The sequence below is a fragment of the Nocardiopsis sp. M1B1 genome, from assembly GCF_052466615.1.
The window spans coordinates 4,868,685-4,894,343 of sequence record NZ_CP196194.1 but is presented as its reverse complement, the minus strand read 5'-3'; the positions used below and the strand labels follow the sequence as shown (position 1 = coordinate 4,894,343).

Annotated in this window: 21 protein-coding genes; 12 read left to right on the top strand and 9 right to left on the bottom strand. The window is 74.4% G+C overall.

Features of this window, described 5'->3' with window-relative positions; translation table 11 throughout:
- Window positions 1–121: 121 nt before the first annotated feature.
- The 5 genes from ACSTA4_RS21220 to ACSTA4_RS21200 all read left to right on the top strand — a co-directional run bounded on the left by ACSTA4_RS21220 (window position 122) and on the right by ACSTA4_RS21200 (window position 6,358).
- Window positions 122–1,720, top strand: a complete 1,599-nt coding sequence (locus tag ACSTA4_RS21220; RefSeq protein ID WP_248771431.1) for an ABC transporter ATP-binding protein — start codon at window positions 122–124, stop codon at window positions 1,718–1,720.
- A complete protein-coding gene (locus tag ACSTA4_RS21215; RefSeq protein WP_444960743.1) occupies window positions 1,717–3,303 on the top strand; it encodes an ABC transporter permease in 1,587 nt (528 codons plus the stop codon). Before ACSTA4_RS21220 ends, ACSTA4_RS21215 begins: the two co-directional genes overlap by 4 nt.
- A complete protein-coding gene (locus tag ACSTA4_RS21210) occupies window positions 3,300–4,562 on the top strand; it encodes an ABC transporter permease (RefSeq protein WP_416027217.1) in 1,263 nt (420 codons plus the stop codon). Before ACSTA4_RS21215 ends, ACSTA4_RS21210 begins: the two co-directional genes overlap by 4 nt.
- On the top strand, window positions 4,541–4,969 hold the full coding sequence (locus tag ACSTA4_RS21205) for a cytidine deaminase (RefSeq protein WP_444960742.1): 429 nt from the start codon (window positions 4,541–4,543) through the stop codon (window positions 4,967–4,969). The genes ACSTA4_RS21210 and ACSTA4_RS21205 overlap by 22 nt, the downstream gene beginning before the upstream one ends.
- A gap of 93 nt (window positions 4,970–5,062) precedes the next feature.
- Window positions 5,063–6,358: a thymidine phosphorylase gene (locus ACSTA4_RS21200; protein WP_444960741.1), complete on the top strand. Its 1,296-nt coding sequence runs from the start codon at window positions 5,063–5,065 to the stop codon at window positions 6,356–6,358.
- Window positions 6,359–6,450: 92 nt separating this feature from the next.
- Here ACSTA4_RS21200 and ACSTA4_RS21195 read toward each other — a convergent pair whose 3' ends face one another.
- Both ACSTA4_RS21195 and ACSTA4_RS21190 read right to left on the bottom strand, forming a co-directional pair.
- Window positions 6,451–7,008, bottom strand: a complete 558-nt coding sequence (locus tag ACSTA4_RS21195; RefSeq protein ID WP_444960740.1) for a hypothetical protein — start codon at window positions 7,006–7,008, stop codon at window positions 6,451–6,453.
- Between the two features lie 51 nt (window positions 7,009–7,059).
- Window positions 7,060–7,671, bottom strand: coding sequence for a hypothetical protein (locus ACSTA4_RS21190; protein WP_444960739.1), 612 nt, complete (start codon window positions 7,669–7,671; stop codon window positions 7,060–7,062).
- Between the two features lie 149 nt (window positions 7,672–7,820).
- Between ACSTA4_RS21190 and ACSTA4_RS21185 the strand changes: the two genes are divergently transcribed.
- The 6 genes from ACSTA4_RS21185 to ACSTA4_RS21160 all read left to right on the top strand — a co-directional run bounded on the left by ACSTA4_RS21185 (window position 7,821) and on the right by ACSTA4_RS21160 (window position 15,802).
- Window positions 7,821–9,593, top strand: a complete 1,773-nt coding sequence (locus ACSTA4_RS21185) for an acyclic terpene utilization AtuA family protein (protein ID WP_444960738.1) — start codon at window positions 7,821–7,823, stop codon at window positions 9,591–9,593.
- Entirely contained in the window at window positions 9,590–11,188 is a 1,599-nt protein-coding gene (locus ACSTA4_RS21180) for an acyl-CoA carboxylase subunit beta (RefSeq protein ID WP_444960737.1), read from the top strand. The genes ACSTA4_RS21185 and ACSTA4_RS21180 overlap by 4 nt, the downstream gene beginning before the upstream one ends.
- A gap of 7 nt (window positions 11,189–11,195) precedes the next feature.
- Window positions 11,196–13,295, top strand: coding sequence for an ATP-binding protein (locus tag ACSTA4_RS21175; protein ID WP_444960736.1), 2,100 nt, complete (start codon window positions 11,196–11,198; stop codon window positions 13,293–13,295).
- On the top strand, window positions 13,292–14,464 hold the full coding sequence (locus ACSTA4_RS21170) for an acyl-CoA dehydrogenase family protein (protein ID WP_444960735.1): 1,173 nt from the start codon (window positions 13,292–13,294) through the stop codon (window positions 14,462–14,464). The genes ACSTA4_RS21175 and ACSTA4_RS21170 overlap by 4 nt, the downstream gene beginning before the upstream one ends.
- 59 nt (window positions 14,465–14,523) lie before the next feature.
- Window positions 14,524–15,138, top strand: coding sequence for a TetR/AcrR family transcriptional regulator (locus ACSTA4_RS21165; protein ID WP_416027233.1), 615 nt, complete (start codon window positions 14,524–14,526; stop codon window positions 15,136–15,138).
- Between the two features lie 94 nt (window positions 15,139–15,232).
- The gene (locus ACSTA4_RS21160) at window positions 15,233–15,802 is read left to right on the top strand and encodes a hypothetical protein (RefSeq protein ID WP_274974175.1); all 570 of its coding nucleotides are present in this window, start codon (window positions 15,233–15,235) and stop codon (window positions 15,800–15,802) included.
- A 65-nt stretch (window positions 15,803–15,867) separates the two neighbouring features.
- Here the strand turns inward: ACSTA4_RS21160 and ACSTA4_RS21155 are convergent, their stop codons facing one another.
- The gene (locus ACSTA4_RS21155) at window positions 15,868–17,202 is read right to left on the bottom strand and encodes a GH1 family beta-glucosidase (protein WP_444960734.1); all 1,335 of its coding nucleotides are present in this window, start codon (window positions 17,200–17,202) and stop codon (window positions 15,868–15,870) included.
- Window positions 17,203–17,288: 86 nt separating this feature from the next.
- Window positions 17,289–18,599: an MFS transporter gene (locus ACSTA4_RS21150; RefSeq protein ID WP_444960733.1), complete on the bottom strand. Its 1,311-nt coding sequence runs from the start codon at window positions 18,597–18,599 to the stop codon at window positions 17,289–17,291.
- A 199-nt stretch (window positions 18,600–18,798) separates the two neighbouring features.
- Here ACSTA4_RS21150 and ACSTA4_RS21145 point away from each other — a divergent pair, with 199 nt between their 5' ends.
- The gene (locus tag ACSTA4_RS21145) at window positions 18,799–19,623 is read left to right on the top strand and encodes a glyoxalase (protein WP_444960732.1); all 825 of its coding nucleotides are present in this window, start codon (window positions 18,799–18,801) and stop codon (window positions 19,621–19,623) included.
- A 7-nt stretch (window positions 19,624–19,630) separates the two neighbouring features.
- Here the strand turns inward: ACSTA4_RS21145 and ACSTA4_RS21140 are convergent, their stop codons facing one another.
- From ACSTA4_RS21140 to ACSTA4_RS21120, 5 genes are all read right to left on the bottom strand, one after another.
- Window positions 19,631–20,251, bottom strand: coding sequence for a PadR family transcriptional regulator (locus ACSTA4_RS21140; protein ID WP_444960731.1), 621 nt, complete (start codon window positions 20,249–20,251; stop codon window positions 19,631–19,633).
- 151 nt (window positions 20,252–20,402) lie between these two features.
- Window positions 20,403–22,373, bottom strand: coding sequence for an acyl-CoA dehydrogenase family protein (locus ACSTA4_RS21135; protein WP_444960730.1), 1,971 nt, complete (start codon window positions 22,371–22,373; stop codon window positions 20,403–20,405).
- 118 nt (window positions 22,374–22,491) lie between these two features.
- Window positions 22,492–22,779, bottom strand: a complete 288-nt coding sequence (locus tag ACSTA4_RS21130; protein ID WP_019609735.1) for a helix-turn-helix domain-containing protein — start codon at window positions 22,777–22,779, stop codon at window positions 22,492–22,494.
- 225 nt (window positions 22,780–23,004) lie between these two features.
- Window positions 23,005–23,982: a S66 peptidase family protein gene (locus ACSTA4_RS21125; RefSeq protein WP_444960729.1), complete on the bottom strand. Its 978-nt coding sequence runs from the start codon at window positions 23,980–23,982 to the stop codon at window positions 23,005–23,007.
- A gap of 167 nt (window positions 23,983–24,149) precedes the next feature.
- Complete coding sequence (locus ACSTA4_RS21120; RefSeq protein ID WP_444960728.1) at window positions 24,150–25,556, bottom strand: M20/M25/M40 family metallo-hydrolase; 1,407 nt, start codon at window positions 25,554–25,556, stop codon at window positions 24,150–24,152.
- Between the last annotated feature and the right edge of the window lie 103 nt (window positions 25,557–25,659).

The window sequence follows — 25,659 nt, the reverse complement described above, 5'->3', positions numbered from 1 at the left end:
CCGACCGGGGTCGATCCCCGGCCGGTGCCGCCCCGGTTGCCGTTCGGCGGCGGAACGCCCGGCAGCGGCCGCGACCCGGCCGGTTCCGCGGCGCCACACCGCACATTCCACGAGGAGAATGATGAGCAGCACGCCATCGGGCGAGGGGGCACTGGCGCCCCCCGCCGTTGAGCTGCGCGGGATCACCAAGCGTTTTCCCGGCGTCGTGGCCAACCACGACATCGACATCACCGTGGCTCCCGGTACCGTGCACGCCATCGTCGGCGAGAACGGTGCGGGCAAGTCCACGCTGATGAAGACCCTGTACGGCATGCACCGGCCGGACGAGGGACACATCTACGTCCAGGGCCGCGAGGTGCGCTTCGGCTCGCCCTCCGACGCCATCCGCAACGGCATCGGCATGGTGCACCAGCACTTCATGCTCGCCGACAACCTCACCGTGCTGGAGAACGTGGTCCTGGGCGCCGAGCGCCGCCACGGCATCGGCAACCGCGCCCGCGCGCGCATCCGCGAGCTGTCCGCCCAGTACGGCCTGGGGGTCGACCCGGACCGCCTCATGGAGGAACTGGGCGTGGGCGACCGCCAGCGCGTGGAGATCCTCAAGGTCCTCTACCGCGGCGCGCGGACCATCATCCTCGACGAGCCCACCGCCGTCCTGGTCCCGCAGGAGGTCGACGAGCTCTTCGACAACCTGCGCGAGCTCAAGCGCGAGGGCCTGACCGTCATCTTCATCTCCCACAAGCTGGACGAGGTGCTCTCCGTCGCCGACGAGATCACCGTGATCCGCCGCGGCACCACCGTGGCCACCGCGGACCCGGGCACCACCACCGCCCGGGACCTGGCCACGCTCATGGTCGGCGGCGAGCTGCCCGTGCCCGAACTGCGCGAGTCCACCGTCACCGACCACGTCGTGCTGTCCCTGGACGGGGTCACCGTGCACTCCGCCGACGGCCGCGCCGTCGTGGACGGGGTGAGCGCCGACATCCGCCGGGGCGAGATCGTCGGCATCGCCGGTGTCGAGGGAAACGGCCAGTCCGAGCTCATCGAGGCCATCATGGGCATGCGCCCGCTGGCCGCCGGGAGCATCCGCCTGGAGGAGCAGGACATCACCGGCTGGCCCACCCTCAGGATCCGCGAGGCGGGCGTGGGCTACATCCCCGAGGACCGCCACCGGCACGGCGTGCTGCTGGAGTCCCCCCTGTGGGAGAACCGCATCCTGGGCCACCAGACCAAGGAGCCCAGCGTCCGCGGCCCCTGGATCAACCGGACCGGCGCGCGCGCCGACTCCGAGCGCATCGTCGCCGAGTACGACGTGCGCACCCCGGGCATCGACGTCATCGCCGACGCCCTGTCCGGCGGCAACCAGCAGAAGTTCATCATCGGCCGCGAGATGAGCGGCTCCCCGCGCTTCCTGGTCGCCGCCCACCCCACCCGGGGTGTGGACGTGGGCGCCCAGGCCGCCATCTGGGAGCAGCTGCGCGACGCCCGGGCCGCGGGCCTGGCCGTGCTGTTGGTCTCCGCCGACCTGGACGAGCTGATCGGCATGTCCGACACCCTCCACGTCATCCTGCGCGGCCGACTGGTCGCGCAGGCCGACCCGACCACCGTCACACCCGAACAGCTGGGCTCGGCCATGACCGGCGCCGGACTGCACCGGGCCGACCAGAGCACGGAAGGCGACAGCGGTGCCGACCGACACGGAAGCGAGGGCGGCGCATGAGTAGGATCTCCCGTCCCGCGATGACCCTGCCCGCACCCGCGGCCGCGGGCGTCGCGATCGCCCTGGGCGTGGCACTGACCTTCGCCCTGGACAGGGCGCTGCTGTGGTGGGCGGCGCTGATCATCGGCGTGGTCGTGGCCTTCGCCTTCGTGGCCTGGTCCGGGCCCATGGTGCCGCGCGAGCGCCGTGCGGGCGCGGACGGCGCCCGCGAGGAGGGCACCGCCCTGCACAACACGCTGGTGGTGCCCACCGCCCTCGTGCTGTCGGTGGCCGCCGGTCTGCTGTCCGCGTGGTTCCTGGACCTGTCCCTGATCGAGCCGGTGGCCGCCGCGCTGGGCGCGCTGGTCGGCTCCGCCGCGGCCTTCCTGCTGTTCCACCGGCTGTCGGCCATGCTGGCGCTGTCCTTCGCCGCGGTCCTGGCCGCCGGGGTCATCGCGACCGCGGTCACCGCGGCCGTGCTGTTCTTCAGCGGCATCCCGCCGCTGGCCACGTTCGAGCGGATGCTGGAGTACGGCACCCGGCCCGACAGCCTGGTGCGCGTCATCAACGACGGCACCACGTACTACCTGGCCGCCGTCGCGGTGGCGATCGGCTTCAAGATGAAGCTGTTCAACATCGGCGTGGACGGCCAGTACCGGCTCGCCGCGCTGCTGTCGGCCGCCGTGGGCGGCTACATCGTGCTGCCGCCGGTGCTCAGCCAGATCGTCATCGTCATCACGGCCGTGGCCGTGGGCGGCGTGTGGGCGGGCATCGCCGGGTACCTCAAGGTGACCCGCGGTGTGTCCGAGGTGATCTCCACGATCATGCTCAACTCCATCGCCACCGGCGTCACCGCCTACCTGCTCAGCACCGACCGCCTCGCGGTGGAGATCAGCACCAACAACATCGGCACCCCGCCGATGCCCGAGTCCTCCTGGGTGCCCGGCATCCCGGCGGGCTTCCTGGGCTCGGACGAGCGGATCTTCGGGTTCGTGTTCCTGGCGGTGGCCGTCGGCATCGGCTACTGGGTGATGCTCAACCGCACCCGCTTCGGCTTCGAGCTGCGGGCCACCGGCCAGTCGCAGTCCGCGGCCGAGGCCAGCGGCGTCAACGTCAAGAAGATGGTGTTCCTGTCCATGCTCTTCTCGGGCATGGTCGCCGGTCTGGTGGGCCTGCCCCAGCTGCTGGGCAGCTCGCACCACTACGCCCTGGACTTCCCGACCGGCATCGGCTTCATCGGCATCGCCATCGCCCTGCTGGGCCGCAACCACCCCGTGGGCATCGTCTTCGCCGCCCTGTTCTGGGCCTTCCTGAACCAGGCGTCGGGCATCCTGCCCTTCGACGGCATCCCGCAGGAGATCGCGGTCATCTCGCAGGCCACCATCGTCCTCACCGTGGTCGTGGTCTACGAGGTCGTACACCGCTGGGGCCGCCGCTACCAGCAGCAGCAGATCGGCAGGCAGCTCGGCACCACCGCCGAGTCGCCCGCACCGGAGACGGTGAAGGTGTCGGCGGACGAGGCGTCCCCGGCCCCCGCGGACGGGTCCACCGACGCGGGCACCGCCCCCGAACCCGAGGACAGGCGCGGAGGGGAGGCCAAGTGAGCCAGGAGATCAACGTGATGGAGCCGGTGGCCAAGCCCGCCGCCCGGCCCCGGGGGTGGGCGCGCTGGCGCTTCCTCACCCTGTTCGGCGCGGTGCTGGTGTCCCTGGCGGGACTGCGGGTCATCACCGGGCACGACATGCTCACCGACGCGGGCACCATCAGCACCACCATCACCTTCGCGGTGCCCATCGGGCTGGCCGCGCTGGGCGGTCTGTGGGCCGAACGCGCGGGCATCATCAACATCGGCCTCGAAGGCATGATGATCCTGGGCACCTGGTTCGGCGCCTACTTCGCCTGGTCCACGGGCAACCCGTGGATCGGACTGCTGGCGGGCGTGCTCGCCGGTATGGCGGGCGGACTCCTGCACGCCGTGGCCACGGTGACCTTCGCGGTGGACCACATCGTCTCCGGCGTGGCGATCAACATCCTCATGCTCGGCGCGATGCGCTACCTGTCGATCCTGGTCTACTCCGACGTGCAGGGCGCGGGCGCGGCCCAGTCGCCCCCGGCGCCCTCGTTCCCGGTGTGGGACCTGCCCCTCGTGGCGCAGGTGCTCAGGCCGGTCGCCGACAGCGGGATCTTCCTGGTCAGCGACCTGGCCTCGCTGGTGCTCGGCGCGACCACGAACATGCCCGCGCTGACGGTCGTCGCGATCCTGATGATCCCGCTGACCTACCTGGTGCTGTGGCGGACCACGTTCGGCCTGCGGCTGCGCTCGGTGGGCGAGAACCCCGACGCCGCCGAGTCCCTGGGCGTGCCGGTGTACAGCCTCAAGTACGTCGCGGTGATCGTCTCCGGTGGCCTGGCGGGCATGGGCGGCGTGTTCCTGTCCGTGGTCGCCTCGCAGATCTACCAGGAGGGCCAGACCGGCGGGCGCGGCTACATCGGCCTGGCCGCGATGATCTTCGGCAACTGGCGCCCGGGCGGCCTGGCCATGGGCGCGGGCCTGTTCGGCTACACCGACGCCCTCCAGGTGCGCGGCGGCGGCGCGGCGGTGCACGCCCTGCTGCTGCTCCTGGCCGTGGCGCTGGTGGGCGTGGCCGTGTGGCAGGTGCGCCGGGACCGCAAGGGCCTGGCCGCCTTCGGCGCGCTCACGGCGGTGCTGCTGTTCGCGTGGTACTTCTCCACCGACTCGCTGCCGCGCGAGCTGGCCACCTACAGCCCGCACATCGCCACCCTGCTGGTGCTCTCGCTGGCCTCGCAACGGCTCCGGCCACCGGCCGGGGTCGGCAAGCAGTGGAGGGCGAGCCGGTCATGACCGACGCACCACTGGACCCGGCGAGCGTGGACTGGGAGGCCCTGCGGGCCGTTGCCCGCGAGGCCATGGGCCGCGCCTACGCGCCCTACTCCCGCTACCCGGTGGGCGCGGCGGCGCTGGTCGACGACGGCCGCGTCGTCAGCGGCTGCAACGTGGAGAACGCCTCCTACGGGCTGGCCCTGTGCGCCGAGTGCGGCCTGGTCAGCGCCCTGCACGCCTCCGGCGGGGGCCGTCTGACGGCCTTCAGCTGCGTGGACGGGCGGGGCGAACTGCTCATGCCGTGCGGGCGCTGCCGCCAGCTCCTGTTCGAACACGGCGGGCCTCAGCTGCTCGTGGACACCCCCGAGGGAGTCTGGACCATGGACCGGGTGCTGCCGCAGGCCTTCGGTCCGCACAGCCTCGCGTGACCGTGCTTTCCCGCTAGTTCCGCCTCCCCGGACGCCGCCGCGCGGCGGCGTCCGGGGAGGCCCTTTTTCTTCCGCCAGCCGAGAGGAGACGACATGGACGTCATCGAGATCATCCGAGCCAAGCGCGACGGGGGAGAGCTGACCCCCGGCCAGATCGACTGGGTGATCGACGCCTACACCCGCGGCGAGGTGGCCGAGGAGCAGATGTCGGCGCTGGCCATGGCGATCTTCCTGCGCGGGATGAACCGGGCCGAGGTGAGCCGCTGGACCGAGGCGATGCTGGCCTCGGGGGAGCGCCTGGACTTCTCCGACCTGGCGCGGCCCACCACCGACAAGCACTCCACAGGCGGGGTGGGCGACAAGATCACCCTGCCGCTCACGCCCACCGTCGCGGCCTGCGGGGCGGCCGTGCCGCAGTTGTCGGGGCGCGGGCTCGGGCACACCGGCGGGACCCTGGACAAGCTGGAGTCGATCCCCGGGTGGCGGGCCTCGCTGTCCACCGGCGAGATGCGGGAGGTGCTGGACTCCACGGGCGGGGTGATCTGCGCGGCCGGGTCGGGGCTGGCCCCGGCCGACCGCAAGCTCTACGCGTTGCGCGACGTGACCGGCACGGTCGAGTCGATCCCGCTGATCGCCGCGTCCATCATGAGCAAGAAGCTCGCCGAGGGCACCGGCGCGCTGGTCCTGGACGTCAAGGTGGGGTCGGGGGCGTTCATGAAGGACGCCGACTCCGCGCGCGAGCTGGCCCGCACGATGGTCGACATCGGCAACGACCACGGGGTGCGCACGGTCGCCCTGCTCACCGACATGTCGGTCCCGCTGGGCAGGCAGGTGGGCAACGCCCTGGAGGTGGCCGAATCGGTGGAGGTGCTGTCGGGCGGCGGGCCGGCGGACGTGGCGGAGCTGACCGTGGCGCTGGCCCGGGAGATGCTGGCCGCGGCCGGGCTCGTCCCCGGTGAGGGCGGGGTCAAGGACCCGGCCGAGGCGCTGCGGGACGGCAGCGCGCTGGAGTCGTGGAAGAGGTTGGTCCGGGCGCAGGGCGGGGATCCGGACGCGCCGCTGCCGGTGGCCGCCGAGCGCCGGGTGGTGCTCGCTCCGGCCTCGGGGACGGTGACCCGGCTGGACGCCTACCAGGTGGGGCTGGCCGCGTGGCGGCTGGGCGCTGGCCGGGCGCGCAAGGAGGACGCGGTGTCGTTCGGGGTGGGGGTGACCCTGCACGCCAAGCCGGGGGAGGGCGTCGTGGCGGGGGAGCCGCTGTTCACCCTGCACGCCGACGAGGCGGAGCGGTTCGAGCGGGCGGCCGAGGCGCTGGAGGGGGCCTTCGACATCGAGCCGCAGGGCGGGGCCGGGTACGAGGCCCGGCCGCTGGTGATCGACCGGATCGCCTGACCCCGGGGTCCGCTGCTTCACAACGGTGGGGCGGCGACCGGGCCTCCGGTCGCCGCCCCACGGCTGGACGGGGCTCCCCGGCCCCGCGCGGGTCAGTTCGGTATCGGCATGGGCTGGGGCGCGCTGCCCGCGGGCATCATGACGTAGGCCACGACCGCCAGCAGCACCAGCAGCAGGCTCACGATCAGCACGGCGGTGGCCAGCCACCGCGCCCAGGGCCGGGTCCTGAAACCCGCCAGGGCCAGCGCGAGCCCCGCCAGGATCGCCGTCAGCGCGGCCAGGCCGCCGCCGATGAGCAGTTGCACGGAGAACTGCGACACCTGGTCCACGGGCACCGGCTGGTCGCCGATGAGCACCACCGTGGTGAAGAGCTGGACCAGCTGGCTCGAAAGCACCGTCACGGCGAGCAGGAACAGCGCGGTCAGGGCGAAGGTCTCCGCGCCCAGGGGGCCGCTGGGCCGGTCGGTGCGCTCCGGGGCGGCCACCCCGGAGTCCGGCTCCAGCAGGGGCTCCTCCACCATGGCGGGCTCATGCGCGGGAACCCCGGTCCCGGTGGCCGGGTCGGCCCCGGGCTCCGGCTCGCGGCCGGGGTCCCTTGCGGGCCCCCGGGTGGGATCGGTCGGGTCGTTGCCTTCCGCTGATGTACTCACGCGGTCAACCTACCCGCCGAAGTACCAAGGGAGTTTCTACAAAACCCCTGTTCAGGACCCGGAGGGCAGGGTGGCGAAGGTCAGCACCGAGACCACGACCAGCAGCGTGCCCACGATCACGGCCGCGGAGGCGCCCCAGCGGCTCCACGCCCGCGTGGCCGCGCCTCCCCGCAGCAGCGACAGGGCCCCGGCGAGCACGGTCAGCGCGCTCAGCCCGCCCGCGACCATCACCTCGGCCGCGAGCGCGCTCGCCTCCCCGGCGCTGGTGTCGGTGGGGACCCGGCCCACGAAGAAGAAGCCGAAGAGCTCGAAGAGCCGGGTGTTCAGCGCGGTGAGGGCGAACAGCATCAGGGCGATGACGCTGAAGGTCTCGGCGGCGAACAGGCCGCTGGGGGAGCGGACCGGCGCGCCCGCGATGAAGGCGCCGCCGGCGTCGCTCTCCTGACGCGCCCCCCGCGCCCCGGCCTCCTCGGGCGGCCCGGCGGTATCGGCGGCCCCGGTGCTCCCGGTGCTCCCGGTGCTCCCGGCGGTTCCGGTCTCCGGGGCCTCCTCCGCCGACGTCCGCGCTGTCGGCGCCGCCTCCGTCGTCTCCGCTGCCTCCGCCGTCGTCTCGGGGGACGCGGCGTCGTCGGCGGGGTTGGTGTCTTCTCGCGAGGTGTTCACGGCGCCAAACTACCGCGCGCCTCCCCCCGCTCCGAGGGGGAGTAACGCACGCCCCGTGGCCGGTTTCGGCCATACCGCGCCCGCCCACCGTGTCCGCTCGGGCCCGACCGCCCGTCCGGAAAAACAAGCACACGTGCTTGTTTTTCCGTGTGGCCGGTGTCACCCTCGTGTCCATGACCGCTGCTGCCACCCCGGCGCCCCCGCTGCTGGTCGCGAACGCCTCCGGTTTCTACGGGGACCGCTTCGCCGCCGTCCACGAGATGCTCACCGAGGGGCGCGTGGACGTCCTCACCGGCGATTACCTGGCCGAGCTCACCATGGCCATCCTCGGCCGCGACCAGCTCGGCGACCCCGGCCGCGGCTACGCCCGGACCTTCCTGAGCCAGATGCGCGAGACCCTGGCGCTGGTCATGGAACGCGGCACCAGGGTGGTCACCAACGCGGGCGGCCTCAACCCGCGCGGCCTCGCCGACCGGCTCACCGAACTCGCCGACGGGCTCGGCCTCGAACCCCGCATCGCCTGCGTCACCGGCGACGACCTCATCGACCGCGCCGAGGAACTCAACCTGGGCTCCCCCCTGACCGCCAACGCCTACCTGGGCGCCTTCGGCATCGCCGCATGCCTGGAGGCGGGCGCCGACATCGTCGTCACCGGCCGCGTCACCGACGCCTCCCTGGCCGTGGGCCCGGCCGCCGCCCACTTCGGCTGGACCCCCGGGGACCTGGACGCCCTGGCCGGGGCCACCGTCGCCGGGCACGTCATCGAGTGCGGCACCCAGGCCACCGGCGGCAACTACGCCCTGGCCGCCGAACTCCTGCGCGAGGGCCGCGACCTGGACCGGCCCGGCTTCCCCCTCGCCGAGATCCACGCCGACGGCAGCGCCGTCATCACCAAGCACCCCGGCAGCGGCGGCGCCGTCACCACCGGGACCGTCACCGCCCAACTCGTCTACGAGGTCGCCGGAGCCCGCTACCCCGGCCCCGACGTCACCGCCCGCCTGGACACCGTGCGCCTCACCGGGCAGGGGCCCGACCGCGTCCTGCTCAGCGGAACCCGCGGCGAGGAGCCGCCCCCCGACCTGAAGGTCGGCCTGACCAGCCTCACGGGCTTTCGCAACGAGGTCGAGTTCCTGGTCACCGGCCTGGACGCCGAGGCCAAGGCCGCCCAGGCCGAACGCCAGATGCGCGCCGCCCTCGCCGACCGCGCGCCCGACGACCTGCGCTTCACCCTCGTGCCCGCCCAGGACCCCCACGGCGACACCCAGGACGCGGCCACCGCCCGCCTGCGCGTGGTGGCCCGCGACCACGACCCCGCGGTCGTGGGCCGCTCCTTCGGCGCGGCCGCCGTGGAACTGGCCCTGGGCAGCTACGCCGGGTTCCACCTCACCGCGCCGCCGCGCGACGCCCGCCCCGACGGGGTCGCCGCCACGCACGCGCTCGTGCCCGCCGCCGAGGTCGCCCACACCGCGATCCTGCCCGACGGCGCGCGGGTGCCCGTCGCGCCCGCGCCCCGCACCCGGGCCCTGGCCGAGGTCGCCGAGCCCCCGCTGCCCGAACCCCTGCCCCGGGGCCCCGCGCGCCCGGTCCCGCTCGGCCTGGTCCTGGGCGCGCGCAGCGGCGACAAGGGCGCCGACGCCAACCTGGGCGTGTGGGTGCGCGGCGAGACGGCGTGGCGGTGGCTGGCCACCACCCTGACCGCCGACCTGCTGCGCGAACTCCTGCCCGAGACCACCGGACTGCGCGTCACCCGGCACCTGCTGCCCAACCTGCGCGCCGCCAACTTCTGGATCGAGGGCCTGCTCGCCCCCGGCACCGCGCGCCGCGAGGGCGTGGACCCCCAGGCCAAGGGGCTGGGCGAGTGGCTGCGGGCCCGCCGCGTCCCCGTTCCCGAGACCGTGCTGGCGGAGGTGGAACAGCCGTGAGCGTGCTCAGGACCGGGATCGACACCGCCTCGCCCGCCTTCGCCGAGGCCCGCGAGGCGATGCTGGCCAAGCTCAACGAGATCGACGCCGAGCACGCCAAGGCCCTGGCCGGGGGAGGGCGGCGCTACGTGGATCGCCACCGCGCCCGGGGCGGCCTGCTGGCCCGCGAGAGGATCGAACTCCTGCTGGACGAGGGCAGCCCCTTCCTGGAGCTGTCGCCGCTCGCCGCCTGGGGCAGCGACTTCCACGTCGGCGCCAGCCTCGTCACCGGCGTGGGCGCGGTCTCCGGCGTGGAGTGCGTGCTGGTGGCCAACGACCCCACCGTGCGCGGCGGCTCCAGCAACCCGTGGACCCTGAGGAAGACCGCCCGGGCCGCCGAGATCGCCGAACGCAACCGGATGCCGCTGATCAGCCTGGTGGAGTCCGGCGGCGCCGACCTGCCCACCCAGAAGGAGATCTTCATCCCGGGCGGCCGGGCCTTCCGCGACCTGACCCGCCTGTCCGCCGCCGGAGTCCCCACCGTCGCGCTGGTCTTCGGCAACTCCACCGCCGGGGGCGCCTACGTCCCCGGCATGAGCGACCACGTGGTCATGGTGCGCGAGCGCTCCAAGGTGTTCCTGGGCGGCCCGCCGCTGGTGCGGGCGGCCACGGGCGAGGAGAGCGACGACGAGTCGCTGGGCGGGGCCCGCATGCACGCCGAGGTCTCCGGCCTGGCCGACCACCTGGCCGAGGACGAGCGCGACGCGATCCGTCTCGGACGGCGCATCGTGGCGCGCCTGGGCCACCGGAAGGCGGGGCCCGCCCCGCGCCCGTCGGCGCCCGAACCCCTGTACCCGGCCGAGGACCTGCTCGGGATCATGCCGCCCGACCTGCGCGTGCCCGTGGACCCGCGCGAGATCATCGCCCGCCTCGTGGACGGCTCGGTGTTCGACGAGTTCAAGCCCTCCTACGGCGGCGGCCTGGTCACCGGCTGGGCCGACCTGCACGGCTACCCCGTGGGTGTGCTCGCCAACGACCACGGCGTGCTCTTCAGCGCCGAGGCCCAGAAGGCCGCCCAGTTCATCCAGCTCGCCAACCGCTCGCACACGCCGCTGGTGTTCCTGCACAACACCACCGGCTACATGGTCGGCCGCGAGTACGAGCAGGGCGGCATCATCAAGCACGGCTCGATGATGATCAACGCCGTCTCCAACAGCGCCGTCCCCCACTTCTCGGTGCTCGTGGGCGCCTCCTACGGGGCCGGCCACTACGGGATGTGCGGGCGGGCCTACGACCCGCGCTTCCTGTTCGCCTGGCCCAGCGCCCGCTCCGCCGTCATGGGCCCCCGCCAGCTCGCCGAGGTGCTGTCCATCGTCGCCCGCCAGTCCGCGGCCGGGAAGGGGCAGCCCTACGACGAGGACCGGGACGCCGCCCTGCGGGAGATGGTGGAGCGCCAGATCGAGGCCGAGTCGCTGCCCCTGTTCCTGTCCGGGCGGGTCTACGACGACGGCGTCATCGACCCCCGCGACACCCGCACCGTCCTGGGCCTGTGCCTGTCCTACGCCCACAACGCCCCCGTCCGGGGCACCGACCGCTTCGGCGTCTTCCGAATGTGAGGAGACCTTGGACCACACGCCCTCCGCCGGGCCTTCCGGTGGTTCCGCCGAGTCGGGCGCCACGGCCCCCGGCCAGCCCGCGCAGCCGCGCCCCGTCACCCGCCTCCTGGTCGCCAACCGGGGCGAGATCGCCCGCCGGATCATGCGCACCTGCCGCTCGCTGGGCATCGCCACCGTCGCCGTGCACGCCCCCGGCGAGGAGAACGCCGCGCACGTGGCCGAGGCCGACACCGCCTTGCGCCTGCCCCTGCCCGAGGGGTGCGGCCCAGTGGACGCCTACCTCGACCCCGACGCCGTGGTGGCCGCCGCCCGCGCCTGCGGAGCCGACGCCGTCCACCCCGGCTACGGCTTCCTGTCCGAGAACCCCGCCCTGGCCCGCGCCGTCACCGGCGCCGGGCTGACCTGGATCGGCCCCCCGGCCGAGGCCGTCGAGAGCATGGGCGCCAAGACCCGCGCCAAGCACATCGCCCGGGGCGCCGGGGTGCCCGTCGCCGACGCCCTGGACCCCGGGCAGGTGCGCCCCGAACACCTGCCCGTGCTGGTCAAGGCCGTCTCCGGCGGCGGCGGACGCGGTATGCGCGTGGTCCGCGACCTGGCCGACCTGCCCGCCGAGGCCGCCGCCGCCCGCGCCGAGGCGGCCTCGGCCTTCGGCGACCCGGCGGTGTTCTGCGAGCCCTACGTCCCCCACGGCCGCCACGTCGAGGTGCAGGTCCTGGCCGACATCCACGGCACCGTGTGGGCCCTGGGCGAGCGCGACTGCTCCGTCCAGCGCCGCCACCAGAAGGTCATCGAGGAGACGCCGGCCCCCGGCCTGCCCGACGACCTGCGCGAACGCCTGCACGGGGCCTCCCGCTGCCTGGCCCGCGCCATCGGCTACACCGGCGCCGGGACGGCCGAGTTCCTCGTCCCCGTCGGGGAGGAGGGCTTCGGCGAACCGGTCTTTTTGGAGATGAACACCCGGCTCCAGGTCGAACACCCCGTCACCGAGTGCGTCACCGGCCTGGACCTGGTCGAGTGGCAGATCCGCGTCGCCGAGGGCGAGGCCCTGCCCGGGGACGGCCCGCCCGCGCCGCGCGGCCACGCCGTGGAGGCCCGCCTGTACGCCGAGGACCCCCGCGACGGCTGGCGGCCCCGCACCGGCGTCCTGCACGCCTTCGACGTCCCCGCCGACACCCGCTTCGCCGCGCCGTCCGCCTTCGGGGTGCGCCTGGACAGCGGGGTCGAACCCGGCGACACCGTCGGAGCCGACTTCGACCCCCTGCTCGCCAAGGTGGTCGCACACGGGCGCGACCGCCGCGACGCGCTGCGCCGCCTGGCCGCGGCCCTGGCCGCCGCGCGCGTGCACGGGGTGGGCACCAACCGCGACCTGCTCGTGCGGGCGCTGCGCCACCCCGCGTTCGCCGGGGCCGAGGCCCGCCCCGAGGGGCTGCACACCGGCTACCTGGACGGCGACCGCCTCCACGCCCTCGTCCAACCCCTGGCCGACCCCGCCGCCGAACGCCTCGCCGCGCTGGCCGCGTCCCTGTCCGCCGCCGAGGCCGCCCGCGTCGGCGCCGCCGCCCCCGCCGGGGTGCCCGCCAACTGGCGCGCCCTGCCCTCCCAGCCCTTCGTCCGCCAGCACGACGTCGACGGCGACGAGGCGAGGCGGACCACCACCGCCTACCGCACTCTGAGGGGGTCCTACCTGCCCGAACAGGCCGGGGTCCGCGTGCTCTCGGCCGCGCCCGACCGGGTGGTCCTGGAGGCGGACGGCCTGCGCCGCGCCTTCGACGTCCACCGCCCCGCCGCGGGCGGCGACGTCCACGTCGACTCCCCCCTGGGGTCGGTCGCCCTCACCCCCGTCGACCCCCTGCCCGAACCCGAGGCCGCGGTCGATCCCGGCGCCCTGCCCGCGCCCATGCCCGGCACGGTCACCGCCGTGGAGGTCGCCGTGGGCGAGCGGGTCGAGCCCGGGCAGACCCTGCTGCGCATGGAAGCCATGAAGACGGAGCACCGCGTCACCGCCCCCGCCGCCGGTGCCGTCCGGGAGATCCCGGTCGCGGCGGGGCAGAGGGTGCCCGCCGGGGCGCCCCTCGCCGTCCTCGACTACGAAGGGGCCACGCCGTGACCGGTGCCATGACCTTCAACGAACCCGCCGAACGCGTCGACCTGCGCGCCGCCGTGTCCGCGTTCGCCGCGGGGTACGGGTCCGAGTACTACCGGGCCCGCGCCAAGGAGGGCGCCTACCTCACCGAACTGTGGCGAGAGGCGGGAGGACTCGGCTACCTCGGCGTCAACATCCCCGAGGAGTACGGCGGCGGGGGCGGCGGCATCGGCGACCTGGCCGCCGTCCTGGAGGAACTCAGCGCGGCCGGGTGCCCCACCCTGATGATGGTGGTCTCCCCGGCCATCTGCGGTACCGTCCTGTCCCGCTTCGGCACCCCCGAGCAGCGCGGGCGCTGGCTGCCCGGCCTGGCCACGGGCGAGACCATCATGGCCTTCGCCATCACCGAGCCCGACGCCGGGTCCAACTCCCACCGCATCACCACCACCGCCCGGCGCGACGGCGGGGGCTGGGTGCTCAACGGCCGCAAGACCTTCATCTCGGGCGTGGACGTGGCCGACGCCGTCATGGTCGTCGGACGCGTCCAGGACGAGGACACCGGGCGCCTGTCCGCCGCGCTGTTCGCGGTGCCCACCGACTCCCCGGGGTTCGAGGCCCGCCGGATCGAGATGGACCTGGTCAGCCCCGACCACCAGTACCAGCTGTTCCTGGACGACGTGCGCCTGCCCGCCGACGCCCTGGTCGGCGACCCCGGGGCCGGGCTCCTCCAGCTCTTCGCCGGACTCAACCCCGAGCGGATCATGGCCGCGTCCCTGGCCGCGGGCAGCGCCCGCCACGCCCTGGACAAGGCGGTGGCCTACGCCAGGGAGCGCACCGTCTGGCGCGACACCCCCATCGGCGCCCACCAGGGGCTGGCCCATCCGCTGGCCCAGGTCAAGATCGAGCTGGAGCAGGCCCGCCTGATGACCCAGCACGCGGCGCTCCGCTACGATTCCGGCGACGACGCGGGGGCGGGGGAGGCGGCCAACATGGCCAAGTACGCCGCCGCGGAGGCGTGCGTGCGCGCGGTCGACCAGGCCGTGCAGACCCTGGGCGGCAACGGCCTGGCCAGCGAGTACGGGCTGGGATCGGCGATCGCCGCCGCCCGCCTGGCGCGCATAGCGCCGGTGAGCCGGGAGATGGTGCTCAACTACGTGGCACAGCAGTCCCTCGGACTGCCCAGGTCGTACTGAGCGGTCGGCGCGCGGACACGGGCCGCCTCAGGGACGCGGGGAAGGGGGGAAGCAGCGACGTGGACACCGGGGCCGACCGCGAGCCGCGCCAGGAACGCAGCCGGGCCACCCGCGCCCGGCTGCTGGAGGCCGCCGTGGCCTGCCTGGCCGAGGAGGGCGCGGCCGGTGCCACCGTGGGCGCGGTCGCGCGGCGGGCCGGGGTGTCGCGCGGCGCCGCCCAGCACCACTTCCCCACCCGCGAGGACCTGTTCCTGGCCGTGCTTCGGCACATGCTCGACAGCCGCGGCGCTGAGCTGCGGCGCGGCGCGGCCGCCGTCCCCGAGGGCGGCGGCCGCACCGAGGCGGTCGTGCAGATGGTCGTGGACGCCTTCACCGGAACGGACTTCCGCGCCGCCCTCCAACTGTGGTCGGCCGCCGCCAGCGACCCCGTCCTGCGCGAGCGGATCATCCCCATGGAGGAACGGATGGGCCGGGAGATCCACCGGGCCGCCGTGGAGCTGCTGGGCGTGGACGAGTCGGTCCCCGGGGTACGCGAGACCGTCCAGGCCACCCTCGACCTGGCACGCGGCCTGGGACTGGCCAACCTGCTCACCGACGACGGGCCCCGGCGGCGCCGGATCGTGCGCCAGTGGGCGCGCACCCTTGACGGGCAACTGCGGACCCCGGCACCGTGAACCGGCTACCTCGGCGGCACGGAGCGTGCTTATCATCGAAGCGGCGGGACCACGGGCCCGCGACGAACGTCATCCCCGGACCGGACAAGGCGGTGTGAAGGTGAGCGCGGATGCGGGCAGGGACCTTCCGGACCTGGCCAGGCGGGCGTTGGACGCCTTCGCCGAGAGCGCCTCGCGCCGCAGGGACCGCGACGCCCTGATGGACAACGCCTTCGCCGCCCTCTTCGCCCTGTACCGGGCGACCACGCCCGCGCAGCGCAGGTCCCCCGGCGGCCAGGAGTTCAGCGCCACCCTGGCCGAGCTGCTGGTGGGCGGCAGCAACCCCGACCGCCTCGGCCTGTACGTGGTCCGCACCCAGACCGCGGCCGAGAACGGCGAGCACGAGGCCTACCGCCCCGCCTGCTGGCGGCGGTCCATGCTGGAGCTGCTCGGCGAGGAGTTCGTGCCCTGGGAGGCCTTCCTGCGCCCGGGCGACCTGGAGGCCCTCCCGCGCATCGACGAGGCCCTCACCGCGGTGGCGGGCCGGGCGCGGCCGGTCAACGACGAGGAGGTCCCCTCCTGGGTGCCCGAGTCGCACTGGTGGTGGTGGGAGCCCGCCCGCCAGCGCGGCGAGGAGGCCCCCGAACGCCACGACAGCGGCACCCTGGACGCCGTCGCGGACTGACCCCGGCCGTACCCCGGCTCCCGCGTGCGCCCGGCCGGGGCTCCGCCGTGCGCCGCGGCCGTCCCTCACGCACCGGCTGACGCGGTCCTGGCGGCGACGAGGTCCCGGTACCAGGCGAAGGAGTCCTTCGGGGTGCGCTCCTGGGTGGCGTGGTCCACGTGCACCAGCCCGAAGCGCTGGTGGTAGCCCTCGGCCCACTCGAAGTTGTCGGTGAGCGTCCACACGAAGTACCCGCGCACGTCCGCGCCCCGCTCCCGCGCGGCCTCCACGGCGGCCACGTGCCCCTCCAGGTAGGCGATCCGCTCGGGGTCGGCGATCCGCCCGCCGGGGGAGACCCGGTCCTCGTAGGAGCAGCCGTTCTCGGTGACGTACAGCGGCGGCAGCGCCTCGCCGTGGCGCTCGCGCAGCAGGTCGATCATCCGGCCCAGCCCCTCGGGCACCACCGGCCACCCGAACGCCGTCACCGGCGCCCCGGTGACCTCGCCGAACCCGAACGGCAGCCCCGACCCCCCGTCGGGCGCGGTGGCCACGGTGGGGTTGTAGTAGTTGACCCCGAGGCCGTCCGCGCTGCCCGCGACCGCCTTCAGGTCGCCCTCGCGCACGCCGGGGACCTCCGCGACGCCGAAGGCCGACAGGTCCGGGTAGGCGCCGGTCAGCACGGGGTCGGTGAACAGCCGGTTGTGCAGGGTGTCGTAGGCGTGCGCGGCGGCGGCGTCGGCCTCGGAGCCGGTGGCGGGGCGGACGGGGGAGTAGTTGTTGGTGAGCAGCGCCTCCAGGCCGCGCGAGCGCAGCTCCCCGGCGGCCAGCCCGTGCGCGAGCAGCATGTGGTGGGCCACCCGCATCACCTCGGGCACCGTCAGGGTCCGCCCCGGGGCGTGGACGCCGAGCGCGTGCCCGTAGGTGGTGTGCACCAGGGGCTCGTTCAGGGTGATCCACCGGTCCACCCGGTCGCCGAGGCGGTCGGCCGCCGCCGCGGCGTACTCGGCGAACGCGTGCGCCGTGTCGCGTTCGCTCCAGCCGCCCGCCTCCTCCAGCGCCTGGGGCAGGTCCCAGTGGAACAGCGTCGGCACCGGGGTGATCCCCCGGGCCAGCAGGGCGTCCACCAGGCGGTCGTAGAAGTCCAGACCGGCCCCGTTCACCGCGCCGCGCCCGGTCGGCACGACCCGGGGCCAGGCGAGCGAGAACCGGTAGGCGTTCACCCCGAGCCGGTCGAGCAGGTCCACGTCCTCGGCCCACCGGTGGTAGTGGTCGCAGGCCCGGGCGGGGCTGTGCCCGTCGCGGACCGCGCCCGGGCGCTCGGCGAAGACGTCCCACACCGACGGGCCGCGCCCGTCCGCGTCGAGGGCGCCCTCGATCTGGAAGGCGGAGGAGGCCACTCCCCACAGGAACGGTGACGACATGGACGGTACCTGCCTTTCGCTGGGTCTGACGGGGTGGACGGGGGTCGAGGAGCGGACCGGAGGGAACGTGTGGAACCGGCGGGGACTCATGCCACACCCCGGATCCGCCACACCAGCACCCCGCCCAGCAGGCTGAGCAGCCCGCACACGGTGTACAGGACCGGGTAGCCGCCCAGGTGGACCACGATCGGACCGGCCAGGGCCGGGGCGATGACCTGCGGTCCGGCGCTGGCGATGTTGACGATCCCCAGGTCCTTGGCCCGCCCGCCCGCGCTCGGCAGGACCTCGGTGACCAGGGCGTTGTCCACGGACAGGTAGACACCGAAGCCGACCCCCAGGACCACCGCGCACGCCAGGCTCATCGGCCACGTCGGAAACGCGGCGACCAGGAACGCGGGCACCGCCGAGACCACCCCGGACAGGCACACCATCCCCCTGCGGCGGCCGATGCGGTCCGAGACCAGACCGGCCAGCACGGTCGTGGCCACGACCGCCGCCGTGTAGACGGCGATCAGCACCAGCAGCCCGTCCGCGGCCGAGGAGCCGGGGAACAGCTCCTCGTAGCCCACCGCGTCGGTGAGGAAGTAGAGCAGGTAGAGGGTGAACATGGCGTTGCCCGTCTGCATGAGGAAACGGGTCAGCCACGCCCAGCCGAAGTCGGGGTGGCGGCGCGGGGACACCCACAGCCCGCGCGCGAACCCGCTCCAGGAGGGGCGCGCCTCCCGGGGCAGCGGCGGGTCGGGGGCCAGCAGCGCGAACGGCAGGACGCACAGGACGGTCAGCGCGCCGAGGAGGGCGTAGCCGGGGGCGATCCCCGTGACCACAACGGTCACCAGCAGCACCGCCACCACCACGCCCGCCGACTGCGGTACGCCGATCCACCCCGAGACCACGCCGCGCTGGCGGACCGGCACGTGGTCGGGCACGGCCGCGAGCAGGGTCGCGTTCAGGCAGGACAGCGCGGCTTGGACGAAGGACCACCCCACCAGGACGCCGAGGACGCCGTCCTGTCGGCCGAGCACCACCAGGCCCAGGCCGCCCAGGAGCGCACCGGCCAGGATCCAGGGGCGTCGGCGCCCGAACCGGCCGGTGGTCCGGTCGGACAGGGCCCCGGCCAGCGGGGTGCCCAGGGTGGAGCAGGCCGCGCCCGCCCCGGTCACCCAGGCCAGGGCGGTCTCCTTGGCGTCGGGCGCGAGCAGGCCGACCTGTTCGGGCAGCAGGACCTGGAGCGGACCGAAGAAGGCCATCCACATGCCGAGGTTGGCCAGGCTGATCCCGGCCACCCACAGGCGGCGCACGGGCCGGGTGGGCTCGGCGAGCGCGGCGGGCGTTCGCGGGGCGGGGGCGGGGGAGGAGGACTGCGCGGGGGGTGGGCGCACGTGTGACCTACCTAACATGAATGTCTCTCATGTTAGGGGGGCCGCTCCGCCGAGGAAAGACCCGCGGCGGGGTCGGTTCGCGGCCCGCCGGCGCGGCCCCGGGGCCGGTCGTGCGCGGCGGCGGGTCCGGCGTTTCAGTCCGTAATCAAGTTTGACCAGTGGACTCCGGCGGGACTACCCTCACAAAGTAATCAAACTTGACTAATGGGAGGTGCGCGTGGCCGGAACGGACACCGCGCGGGCGGACGGCGGTACGGAAGGCGACGCGGGGCGGGGCCGGTCGGAGGCGGCCGCCGTACGGGCCAACGAGACGACCGTTCCGCTGCTGCCGTGCGTCTCGGCCGAGGAGACCCTGGAGTTCTACCGGGCCCTCGGCTTCGAGGTCACCTACGAGCAGACCAGGCCCTACCTCTACCTGGCCTTCCACTGGAGCGGGTTCGACCTGCACTACGGCCGCGCCCCGAAGGGCCTGGACCCCGCACTGGAGAACAGCGGCGGCTGCCTGGTCATGGTCGACGCGGTCGCGCCCTACCACACCGTCCTCACGCGGGCCATGCGCCGGGCCTACGGCAGGGTCCTGGTGAAGGGGCTGCCGCGCATCACGCGCCACCGGCCGGGCGCCAGCCGCTTCACGCTCATGGACCCCTCGGGGAACTCGCTCATCTTCATCCAGCGCGGCGAGCCCGAGAGGTTGGAGTACGGCGGCTCCAAGGACCTCGACGGGCTCGCCCGCGTCCTGGACGGCGCGCGGATCCTGCGCGACTTCAAGACCGACGACCTCGCCGCCTTCCGGCGGATCCGCTCCGGACTGAAGCGGCACGGGGACCGGGCGCCCGCGGTGGAGCGGGCGCTGGCGCTGGCCATGCTCGTCGAACTCGCGGTCGCCCTCGGCGAGGAGGAGGGCGTCCAGGAGTGGCGGGAGCGGCTGGGCGCGATACCCGTCACCGGCGATGAGCTGAGCAGGGTCGAGGGGGAGCTGCGCAACGCCTCCGCGCTGCGGCACTGGCTCGGCGCGCGAACCCCTGAAGCGGACGGGGCCTGAGGGCCCCTCAACCGGAGGGGGACGCCTCCGGCTCCTCACCGGTGAGGACGCCCTCGTAGGGGTCGCCCTCCTCACCGGCGAAGGAGTAGGCGCCGCCCTCGATGCGCCGGATCAGCGAGCGCGTCCACGCCGCGTCCGACTCCGCGGAGTGCACCCACATGTCCATGATCTCGCCGATGTGGCCCGCCTGGCCGGGGCCCTCCTCCGGGGCGTAGTGGGCGACCACGCCCCCGCGCCACTCCTCCAGGCCCTCGACCCGCCGCCTGAGCAGGTCGACCGCCTCCCGCCGGGGCAGGTCCACGATGAAGCCCAGACCGGCCGAGAGCACGTCCGTGTGCGCTTCGTGCGAGGACACCGCCCGGCGCAGCAGGGCGAAGTACTCCCGGGCGCCCTCGCCGGTGATCTCGTACTCGGTCCGGGGCGGACCTCCGACGGTGGAGGGCGCGGTCTCGTGGGCGTGCAGCAGACCCTGCCGGGCCATCTGCTTGAGCGCGTGGTAGATCGACCCCGGCTTGGCGTTGGACCACTCGTGCGCGCCCCAGGACTCCAGGTCGGCCCGCACCTGGTAGCCGTGCGCCCGCCCGCGCAGGCGGACCGCCCCCAGGACCAGCAGCCGGATGGCCGACATCCACACCCCTCATCCCACCAGCGCGTCCGCACCCTCCGGCGGCCCGCGCCCTTCGACTCCGACCAGCCTATCCCCGCGCCCCGCGCCGCCTCCCCCGTGCCCTGACGGGCATCGGCACGAGGAAGGGGCGGCACGGGGAAGGGGCGGGGGCTCAGCCGCGCCCGGGGACCGGGTCGCCCTGGCGGGCGTGCTCGCCGCCCAGCGCGATCGGCGCGGCCAGCCACTCGTCGCGCAGGCCGAACGCGTTCACCAGCTGCACGGCGTAGGGGCGCAGGCCCCGGCACAGGTCGTTGACCGCCTGGGTGACCGCCTTGGCCCGCGAGGTGGAGAGCCGCTCGTGCTCCAGGAACCAGGCGCGGTTCTCCTCGACCACCGACATCACGTACAGGTCGCACAGCCGGTTGAGCAGCTTGGCGGTCGCGGTGTCCCCGCAGCGGTCGATCCCCGCCACGAACGCCTCCAGCACCACCCGGTCCATGTGCGCGCGGCCCGCGGTGAGCACGTGGTCCTGAGCTCGGTTGAACACGTCGAAGGCGTCCTCGCCGTTCCTGCCGGACCTGCGCAGCCGCGCGGCCAGGCCCTCGACGACGTGCTTCTCGCGGTCCTCCAGCAGCTCCAGCTGCCAGCCCCGGTTGTACAGGCTGGCCTCCTCGCCGCGCCCCGGGGCGGCCGCGACGAGCCGCTCGATCAGCGGGATCGCGGCGGTGCGCTCGATGACCGTCTCGAAGACCTTGCCCGCCATGAATCGGGCCAGCCCCAGCTGGTCCAGGTCGCCGAAGGAGTCCTTGAAGTTGGTCAGCAGGCCCTTGGTGAGCTGCTGGAGCAGGACCGTGTTGTCGCCCTCGAACGTGGTGAAGATGTCGGAGTCGGCCTTGAGCTGGGGAATCCGGTTCTCGGACAGGTACCCGGCGCCGCCGCACGCCTCGCGGCAGGTCTGGATGGTCTGGCTGGCGTGCCAGGTGGCCACCGCCTTGAGCCCGGCCGCCCGCGACTCCAGTTCGCGCTGGGCGTGCTCGTCGCGCTCGGGGGAGCGGGACAGCTCGTGCAGCCGGGTGACCAGCTCCTCCTGTGCGAAGTGCAGCGCGTAGGTGCGGGCCAGGGCGGGCAGCAGCTTGCGCTGGTGCGCCAGGTAGTCCAGGACGCGCACCTCCCGCTCGGGCCGCCCCTCGCCGTCGGGCCGGGTGAACTGGCGGCGGGTGTCGCCGTAGCGCACCGCGATGGTCAGCGCGGCCTTGGCCGCGCTCCCCGCGCCGCCCGCCACGCTGATCCGGCCCCGGACCAGCGTTCCGAGCATGGTGAAGAAGCGTCGGCCCTTGCTCTCGATGGGGCTGGAGTAGGTGCCGTCGGCGGCCACGTCCCCGTACCGGTTGAGCAGGTTGGTGCGCGGCACCCGGACGTGGTCGAACTCCAGCCGTCCGTTGTCCACGCCGTTGAGCCCGGCCTTGGGTCCGCAGTCGCCGATGCGCACGCCCGGCATCGGCCTGCCCCGCCCGTCCCGGATCGGTACCACCAGGGCGTGCACGCCGTGCTCCTCGCCGCCGGTGCTCAGCTGGGCGAACACCACCGCCAGGCGGCCGTCGCGGGCCGCGTTGCCGATGTAGTCCTTGCGCGCCGCCTCGTCGGGGGTGTGGACCACGAACTCCTCGGTGCCGGGGTCGTAGACGGCCGTGGTGCGCAGGCCCTGCACGTCCGAGCCGTGGCCGGTCTCGGTCATCGCGAAGCAGCCGGGCAGCTCCATCGACATCGCGCCGGGCAGGTACTCGGCGTGGTGGGCCTCGGTGCCCAGGGCGCTGATCGCCCCGCCGAACAGCCCCCACTGCACGCCCATCTTCACCATGAGCGACAGGTCGTTGACCAGCATCTCGAAGCCGACCACGGACGCGCCGACGTCGTCGCGGCCGCCCACCGAGGCGGGGAAGCCGTAGGAGGGCAGGTCGGTCTTGGCCAGGGCCCTGATCTGGGTGAGCGTGCGGGCGCGGTGCTCCTCCACCGACAGTCCGTACACGGGGGCGTACAGGTCTCCCCGCAGGGCGTCGCGCATGTGTTCGCGCACGTGTGCCCAGCGGCCGTCGAGGAGGCCGCGCAGCTCGGCCTCGTCCACTCTCAGCGCCTGTTCGTTCATGTGCTCCCCCTGTGGTCCTGGCTGACGCGGCCCGGTCCGTGCCCGCCGCCGGAAGGGGCGGACCGCGCACGGAACCGTACCCGCGGGTACACGACCAACGTTAGGGGCGGGTGGGAAGTCAGACGGCCAGGGAGGCGGTCGCGGGGTCCCGGGCGGCGGTCGCGTCGGCGTCCACCCGGCGCAGGAGTTCGTCCAGGGACAGGCCGAGCGCGGCGGCGATCGCCGCGACCGTGAAGAACGTGGGGGTGGGGATGCGCCCGCCCTCGATCTTGCGCAGGGTCTCGACCGAGATCTGGGCCTCGCGCGCGACGTCGACCATCGTGCGCTCCGCGCGGGCCCGGCGGAGCAGGGCGCCCAGGAGACGCCCGCGCTCGATCTGGTCTGCGGTCAGCGGTTCACGCACCATACGACGAGTCTAACGCCACGACGCCCGAGCGGTATATCAATACCGGCGATGCCGTCCCGTGCGCGGACGGCCGCGGAGGGCCCGTGTCCGACGCCGAGACGCCCCCTCATCCACCACCGGCCGGGCCCGCCGGACGCAGAACCGCCGCACGGACGGGTCGGAGGCCGCCGGGGCGGGGCGAAACGGGTGCGCCTCTGCCGTCCCCGCCCACGCGCCCGGGGGAGCCTAGGCCAGTCCCGGGACGGCCAGCTCCAGACGGCCCCCGTCCGCGTCGAGCAGGGCGGGCACCCCCAGCGGAACCGTGAGCTGGGCCGCGCAGTGCCCGAACTCCAGCCCCCACAGCACCGGCACCCCCAGCGGCTCCAGCCGGTCGCGCATCAGCTCGGCGACCACCTCCGGCCCCGGCGGGCAGTCCGTCCACGAGCCCAGGGCCACCCCGGCCAGCCCGTCCGCCCACCCCGTGCGCAGCAGGTGCGTGAGCATCCGGTCGAGCCGGGCCACGTCCTCGCCGACGTCCTCCAGCAGCAGGATGCCGCCGGAGGCCGACAGGCGGCTGTGCGGCGTGGCCAGACCGTCGTTGAGCAGGCTCAGGTTCCCGCCGAACGTCACCCCCTCGGCCCGCCCCGGCACCAGCGCGTGCGCGCCCGGCGAGGTCAGCACGGTCCGCCGCTCGGGCTCGAACAGGGTGGTGCGCAACTCCTCCTGGGCCACCGGATCACCCACGAAGTACCCCGTGCCGACCACGGGCCCGTGCACCGTGGCCACGCCCAGCTCCACCGCGAACGCCTCGTGCAGCGCCGTGATGTCGCTGAACCCGACCAGCGCCTTGGGCTCGGCCCGGCGCATCGCGTCGAAGTCCAGCAGGTCCACCGTCCGGTGCGCCCCGTCGCCGCCGCGCACGCACAGCACCGCGTCCACGTCCGGGTCGCACCAGGCCTCCTGGAGGTCGGCGGCCCGCGTGGCGTCCGCTCCGGCCAGGTAGGGCAGCCGCGGGTGGCGTTCGCGCACGTGCGGGGCCAGCTCCACCTCCAACCCCCAGCCGCGCAGCGTCCCCACCGCGGCCTCCAGCCGCTCCGCGGGAACCGGGCTGCACGGGGCGACCAGGCGCACCCGGTCGCCCTCCCGCAGGCGCGGCGGACGGACCAGCGCGCGCACACCCCGCGCGTCCGCGACCCGCACCGCCGCGTCCGCCACCTCGGTCATCGCCTCTCCCACCCCGGGCCCTCCCCCTCGCTCGCGCGCCACCGGACGCGACGCCTCTCCCCACCACTGCTGCTCGGACACTCCGCGACCGGGCCCTTCGAGGCCGCGTCTTGCGGAGTCCGGCCCTCCCCGGTCCCAGCCTCCCAGCCGACCAGGGGTTTCGCCGTTCAGGCGCGCAGGAACGTGTCCAGCGCGCGCACTCCGAAGCGCAGCCCCTCCAGCGGCACCCGCTCGTCCACACCGTGCAGCAGACCCGAGTAGTCCAGGCCCTCGGGCTGGGCCAGGGGCGAGAAGCCGTAGCAGTCGATGCCCAGCCGGGAGAACACCTTGGCGTCGGTGCCCCCCGACAGGCACACCGGCACCACGTGGGCCCCGGGGTCGTGCAGCAGCAGGGCCTCGCGCAGCTCCGCGAACGCGGGGGAGTCCACGGGCGCGGACACCGGCGGCGAACCGTGCGCGTACTCCCAGGTCACCCGGTCGCCGGTGAGCTCCTCCATGATCGCGGCGAACTGCTCCTCCGCGCCGGGCAGCACCCGGCCGTCCACACCCGCCGTGGCCTCCCCGGGCACCACGTTCACCTTGTACCCGGCCGAGAACATCGTGGGCGTCGCGCTGTTGCGCGTGGTCGGGCCGATCAGCGGCGCGGCCGCCCCCAGACTGGCGACCAGGGCGTCCACCGCCTCCGCGGTCGCCGTGTCACCGGGGAAGCGCTCCACCTCCAGGGCCGCGGCGATCGCGTCGATCGCCGCCCGTGTGACGGGGGTCAGGTGCAGCGGCCACTCGTAGCCGTCGATCCGGGCCAGGGCCGCGGCCAGGGCGCCGATCGCGTTGTCGCTCGGCGGCCGGGAACCGTGCCCGGCCGTGCCCTGGGCGCGCAGGCTCAGCCAGGCGCTGCCGCGCTCGGCCGCGCCCACCGGGTACAGGCGCACCGGCTCCCCGGAGGCCGTGCGGGCGTGGATGGTCTCCCCGCCGCCCTCACCGATCGCGGTGGTACAGCCCTCGAACAGCTCGGCGTGCTCGCGGACCAGGTAGTCGGCGCCGTAGGCGGCGCTGTCCTCCTCGTCGGCGACGAAGGCCAGCACGATGTCGCGCCGGGGCCGCAGCCCGTGGCGCGCCCAGTGGCGCACCACGGCGGTGACCGTGGCGATGGTGTTCTTCATGTCCACCGCGCCGCGCCCCCACAGCGCGGGCACGCCGGTGACGGGGCAGTCGGCCACCTCACCGGCGAAGGGGGGCAGCGTCCAGTCGGCCGCGTCGGCGGGCACCACGTCCAGGTGGCCGTGCACCAGCAGCGCCGGGGCCGAGGGGTCGGTGCCGGGAACGCGCACGACCACGTTCGCCCGCCGGGGCGCCGACTCCAGCAGCAGGGGGTCCAGTCCGGCGTCGCCCAGGGCCTCGGCGACGTACTCGGCGGCCTCGCGCTCGTCGCCCTGACCGCCCCCGTGGTTGGTGGAGTCGCGGCGGACGAGTCCCCGGGCCAGGTGGACGGCGTCCTCCCCGGCCGCCGCGAGGCCGTCGGCCCCTTCCGGGAAGCCGTCGGTTCTCTCTGGGAAGGAAGTGGCGATGTGGCCCACGAGCGCGCCTCGCTCTCGCTGAGGTGTCAGTAACGGGGGAGGACCTTAGTGGCCAGTGGTGACGAAGTGGTGCTCCCCGGCACAGTTCTACCAGCCCCGTCCG

Excerpts from the sequence above, each read along its gene's own strand:
- ACSTA4_RS21140 (WP_444960731.1), bottom strand. The coding sequence starts at position 20,251 with ATGTCGGCCATCCGGCTGCTGGTCCTGGGGGCGGTCCGCCTGCGCGGG.
- ACSTA4_RS21220 (WP_248771431.1), top strand. The coding sequence starts at position 122 with ATGAGCAGCACGCCATCGGGCGAGGGGGCACTGGCGCCCCCCGCCGTT.
- ACSTA4_RS21125 (WP_444960729.1), bottom strand. The coding sequence starts at position 23,982 with ATGACCGAGGTGGCGGACGCGGCGGTGCGGGTCGCGGACGCGCGGGGT.
- ACSTA4_RS21130 (WP_019609735.1), bottom strand. The coding sequence starts at position 22,779 with ATGGTGCGTGAACCGCTGACCGCAGACCAGATCGAGCGCGGGCGTCTC.
- ACSTA4_RS21155 (WP_444960734.1), bottom strand. The coding sequence starts at position 17,202 with ATGTCGTCACCGTTCCTGTGGGGAGTGGCCTCCTCCGCCTTCCAGATC.
- ACSTA4_RS21200 (WP_444960741.1), top strand. The coding sequence starts at position 5,063 with ATGGACGTCATCGAGATCATCCGAGCCAAGCGCGACGGGGGAGAGCTG.
- ACSTA4_RS21150 (WP_444960733.1), bottom strand. The coding sequence starts at position 18,599 with ATGTTAGGTAGGTCACACGTGCGCCCACCCCCCGCGCAGTCCTCCTCC.
- ACSTA4_RS21215 (WP_444960743.1), top strand. The coding sequence starts at position 1,717 with ATGAGTAGGATCTCCCGTCCCGCGATGACCCTGCCCGCACCCGCGGCC.
- ACSTA4_RS21135 (WP_444960730.1), bottom strand. The coding sequence starts at position 22,373 with ATGAACGAACAGGCGCTGAGAGTGGACGAGGCCGAGCTGCGCGGCCTC.